Annotated in this window: 1 pseudogene; it reads right to left on the bottom strand. The window is 63.8% G+C overall.

The features are described 5' to 3' along the window. Positions 1 to 5,317: pseudogene (locus E0F99_RS28675) on the bottom strand (amino acid adenylation domain-containing protein); the annotation flags it as partial.

The following is a 5,317-nucleotide window of genomic DNA, read 5'->3' as shown; positions in this document are numbered from 1 at the left end:
GGCTGGGCCAACGCCAGGGGCGCGTGTTCGTGGCTGAGCAGTTGCGTCAGGCGCGCATGGGTGGCACGCAACGCGCTACGCACCGAGTGTTCACCCAGGTCGACGCGAAGCGGCAACGTGTTGATAAACACGCCCATGGCTCGCTCGGCGCCCTCACCGCCTTGCAAGCGACCGAGCATCACGGTGCCGAACACCACCCGCTCGCGGCCGCTGACTTGGCCCAACACCTGCGCCCAGCCCAGGTGCATCAGGCTCGCGGCACTCACGCCCGCATGGCGAGCCTGAGTGCGCAGGCGTTGGCTTAATTGAGGGTCAATCGCCCGATGAACCTTTTCATCAACGCCGAGGTTTTCGACGGCGGTCGGCTCGTCGATCTCACCGAGCATTTCGCCGAAGAACACGGCGTGATCGTCAACCGCCAAACGGGTTTGAGCCACGTAATTGCGATACGGAACCGCAGCGCCCAGCTCGCCCTCACGGCCCAACAGAAACGCCTGCATTTCATGTTGCAGGATCTCCAGCGCAATGTGGTCCATCACCAAGTGATGGAACAGCAACGTCGCCACCACGCGCTGCGGTTCCTCGACGTAAACCAGACGCATCAGTGGCGCTTGGGCCAGGTCGAGACGCTCGGCCAGCGGCCCGGTTTCAACGCTCAACCTGGCATCACGCCAAACTACCTGCACCGGCTCTTCCAGGCCGTCCCAATGAAACGATGAGCGCAGCACGTCATGCCGCTGGATCACCGCCTGCAACGCCCGAGCGAAGGCCTCCAGGCGCAGCATGCTGTCGAAGGCAAACTGCGCTTGCAGCAGGTATGCATCGCCCTGCTCCACAGCCCGATGGTGATAAAGAATGCCGGCCTGCAACGGCGCCAGCGGGTAGATGTCCTGCACATTCGCCGCGCCGCCGGGGACGCAGGCCACGATGCGTTCGATAGCCGGCTGATCCAGTTGGATCAGCGCCAGCATGTCCGGGGTGATAAGCGTGCAGTCGGGTGCAATGCCATTCGCCGGCACCGCCACTTCGCGACCTGCGCCCAGCGCCGCCGCCAACGCGGACAACGTCGGCTGGCCAAACAGCGCTTTCACATCCGCCGATAACCCGAGGCGACGCATACGCCCCGCCAAGGTGACGGCCAGCAGCGAGTGCCCGCCCAGCTCGAAGAAGTTGTCGTGACGGCCCACGCGCTCCACGTTGAGCAACTCGGCCCACAGGCTCGCCAAGGCAATTTCGGTATCGCCCTGAGGCGCCTCGTACTCGCGCACCACCACGGCGTCCAGGCCTGGCTCTGGCAAGGCTTTACGGTCGAGCTTGCCATTGGGGCTCAACGGCAGCGCATCAAGATGCACGAAGACCGCCGGCACCATAAACTCCGGCAGGTGCTGCAGCAGATAGCTGCGCAGCGCGTCGATGTCGCTGTGAGCGCCGGTGTAGTACGCCACCAGGCGTTGCTCGCGCGCCACAACCGCTGCTTCATTGATCGACGGATAATCGGTCAGACGGGCTTGGATTTCACCCAATTCGATGCGTAAACCACGGACCTTCACCTGGTCATCATTGCGGCCCAAATACTCAATATTACCGTCCGGCAAATAGCGCCCGACGTCACCGGTGCGGTACATGCGCCCGTGGGTAAACGGGTCTTCAAGGAAGCGCTCGGCCGTCAGTTCAGGCCGGTTCAGATAGCCGCGCGCCACTTGCACGCCACCGATAAACAACTCACCCACCACACCCAACGGCACCGGCTGCAACTGGCTGTCGAGCAGGTACATGCGCGTGTTGGCGATGGGCTTGCCAATCGGCGTGTTGTCCGGCGTCACCGCGCCCGCGCAGTTCCACGCGGTCACGTCCACCGCTGCTTCCGTCGGGCCATACAGGTTATGCAACGCACTGCCCGGTAATTGCTGTTTGAAGCGCCGTACCAGACTGCCCGGCAAGGCTTCGCCGCTGCACATCACGCGCACAAGCACAGCGGCCTGGCGCACATCGCCGTGGGCCAGGAACACGTCGAGCATCGACGGCACGAAGTGCAGTGTGGTGATCTGCTCGGCCTCGATCACGTCGCACAGGTACTCCGGCTCTTTGTGACCGCCAGGACGCGCCATCACCAAACGCGCGCCGGTAGACAGCGGCCAGAAGAATTCCCACACCGACACGTCGAAACTGAACGGGGTTTTCTGCAGCACCGAATCATGGGCCTTGAGGCCATATTCGTCCTGCATCCACAGCAACCGATTGACCACACCGGCGTGTTCGTTGATGACCCCTTTAGGCTGGCCGGTGGAGCCAGAGGTGTAGATCACATAAGCCGTCACGCCCTTTACTTCAGGGTTGTCGACCGGCTGGTGCTGCCAGCAAGGCTGGTCCAGATCGACCACCGGCACCGCGCCCAGCAACCCGCGCGTGGCACCCTGGGCCAACACGACTGCCGGCGCACTGTCCTCCAGCATGTACGCGATTCGCTCCAACGGATAAGCCGGGTCCAGCGGCACATAGGCGGCGCCGGCCTTGAGGATCGCGTACAGCCCAACGACCATTTCCAGGCCACGTTCAACGCAGATCGCCACCCGCGAATCCGGCTGCACGCCAAGCGCCAACAGGTGATGGGCCAACTGATTGGCCTGCGCATTCAGCGCGGCATAGGTCAACTGCTGCTCGCCGGCCTTGACCGCAATCGCCTGCGGCGTGCGCTTGACCTGCGCCTCGAACATCCCGTGCAGGGTCTGGTCGAGGGTGTACTTCACCTCGGTGGCGTTAAAATCAAACAGCAGGTGCTGACGCTCACGCGCATCCACCAGCGGCACATGCTCGAGCACCGCTTGGTCGTTATCGACCATCGCCTGCAGCACCCGCGTGAAATAGCCGACGTAACGCTGCATCGTCGACGCGTCAAACAGCGCCACTGCATATTCCAGCGCACCGAGAATGCTGCCCTGCACCTCAGCAAGGTTCAGTGACAGGTCGAACTTGGCAAAGTGGCTGTTCTCGACAATCCCCTCCAAGGCCAAGTCGCCCAGCGCCAGGGTCGGCGCGCTGCTGTCCTGCCAGCTCAACAAGGTCTGGAACACCGGGCTATGGGCCAGGCTGCGCACCGGCCGGGTGATTTCCACCACCTGTTCGAACGGCAGATCCTGATGCGCCTGGGCCTCAAGCGTCAGTGCCTTGACCCGTGCCAACAGCGCCTCGGTACTCAGCTCGCCCGAGGTGTCGATGCGCACCGCCAGGGTGTTGACGAACAGGCCGATCAGCCCTTCGACTTCACTGCGCGTGCGGTTGGCCACCGGTGAGCCGATCACCAGGTCCGGTTGCCCGGACAGCCGCGCCAGCAGCGCGGCCCAGGCCGTCATCAAGGTCATGTAGAGCGTGGTGCCATGGCGTTGGCTCAAGGCCTTGAGCCCAGCGGTGAGGCGTTCATCCAGGCGCACTTCGACGCTGCTGCCAGCGTAGTCCTGTTGGGCGGGACGCGGGCGGTCAGTGGGCAACGTGAGCAAAGCCGGCGCACCCGCCAGAGCCTGTTGCCAATAGCTGCTCTGGCGCTGCAGCACTTCACCGCTCAGCCACAAACGCTGCCACACGGCAAAGTCAGCGTACTGGATCGGCAGCGCCGGCAACGGGTCAGGCAGGCCGTGGCTAAAGGCTTGATACAGCGCCATCAGCTCGCGTGTCAGCACGCCCATCGACCAGCCATCGGAGACGATGTGGTGCAAGGTCAGCAACAGCACATGGTGATCATCGGCCATCACCACCAACCGCCCGCGTAGCAGCGGGCCGCGCTCCAGGTCGAACGGCGCCGAAGCTTCGCCTTGGATCAACCCATCCAGCGCCTGCTGCGGTTGCGGGTGGCGGCGCAGGTCCTGCACTTGCAACGGCAGCACGTCTTCGGCGGGCACAATCAGCACCTGAGCGTCGTCGCCGTGCAGGGCGAAGCGACTGCGCAGGGTTTCGTGACGCGCAACGATACGTGCCAGCGCGCGCTGCAAAGCTTCGACATGCAACTGCCCACGCAGGCGCAAGCCGATAGGAATGTTGTAGGCGGTGTTGGCGCCTTCCATCTGCGCCAGGAACCATAGGCGTTGCTGGGCGAAGGACAGCGGCACGTCTTCGTCACGGTGAGCGGGCAAGATATCCGGCAAGGTGCTGCGCCCCGCCTGGGCCAGCACGTCGGCGACCGCCGCCAGCTCGGCATTGGCAAACAGGTCGCCGAGGCTCAGTTCGACACCCAGGCGCTGACGCACCTGCGACACCATGCGCATCGCCAGCAGCGAGTGACCGCCCAATTCAAAGAAGTGATCACGACGCCCGACGCGCTCCACGTGCAGCACCTCGGCCCAGATCTGCGCCAATACGCTTTCAATCTCGCCCTGGGGCGTTTCGTATTCACGGGTAAACACCGCGGCCATGTCTGGTGCGGGCAAGGCCTTGCGGTCGATTTTGCCGTTGGCAGTGAGCGGCAATGTATCAAGCTTCACGTAGGCTACCGGGACCATGTAGTCCGGCAGATGCGCCACCAGATGGGCCCGAATGTCGCCGACGGCCAACGGATCGAGCTGCGGGTGTTCAGTGATGTAAGCCACCAGCCGCTCTTCGCGAACCAACACCACGGCCTCCTGAATGCTCGGCAATTGGTTGAGCTGGGTTTCAATCTCGCCCAACTCGATGCGCACACCACGGATCTTCACCTGGTCGTCATTGCGCCCCAGGTATTCAATCTGGCCGTCCGGCAACCAGCGCGCCAGGTCGCCAGTACGGTACATGCGCCCGGCGTTGAATGGGTCTTGCAGGAAACGTTCGGCCGTCAACTCGGGGCGGTTCAGGTAACCGCGTGCCACGCCTTTGCCGCCCACATACAGCTCACCGGCGACACCCAACGGCACCGGCCGTTGCTGTTCATCCAACAGGTACACCGTGGCATTGGCGATCGGTTTGCCGATGTGCAGCGGCTGGCCCGCCTCGACCTTGCCGGAGGTGGCGACCACCGTCGCCTCCGTCGGCCCGTAGTTGTTGATCAACTCAAAACGCTGGGCCCGCGCGAACTGGCGCAGGCGGTCGCCGCCGATCAGCAAGGTGCGCAACGTGGGGTGTTCGAGCTGCTGGCTGAACGCGTATTCGGCCACCGGCGTGGGCAGGAAGCACACGTCCAAGGGTTGCGCGCACCACCAGGCGAGCAAGGCGTCGATGTCTTCGGCGCCGTCATTGGCTGGCGGCAGGTGCAAGGTCGCGCCGACACACAGTGCAGGCCACACTTACCAGCCAATTGACTCAAAGCCGAAACCGGGAACCCTGCCGGTTGACCGCACGGCGCCCAGAGCAACGG

This window comes from Pseudomonas antarctica (genome assembly GCF_900624995.1).
Taxonomy (GTDB): Bacteria; Pseudomonadota; Gammaproteobacteria; order Pseudomonadales; family Pseudomonadaceae; genus Aquipseudomonas; species Aquipseudomonas antarctica.
Note: the sequence above shows the minus strand (reverse complement) of the source record. Positions and strands in the feature narration are given on the sequence as shown.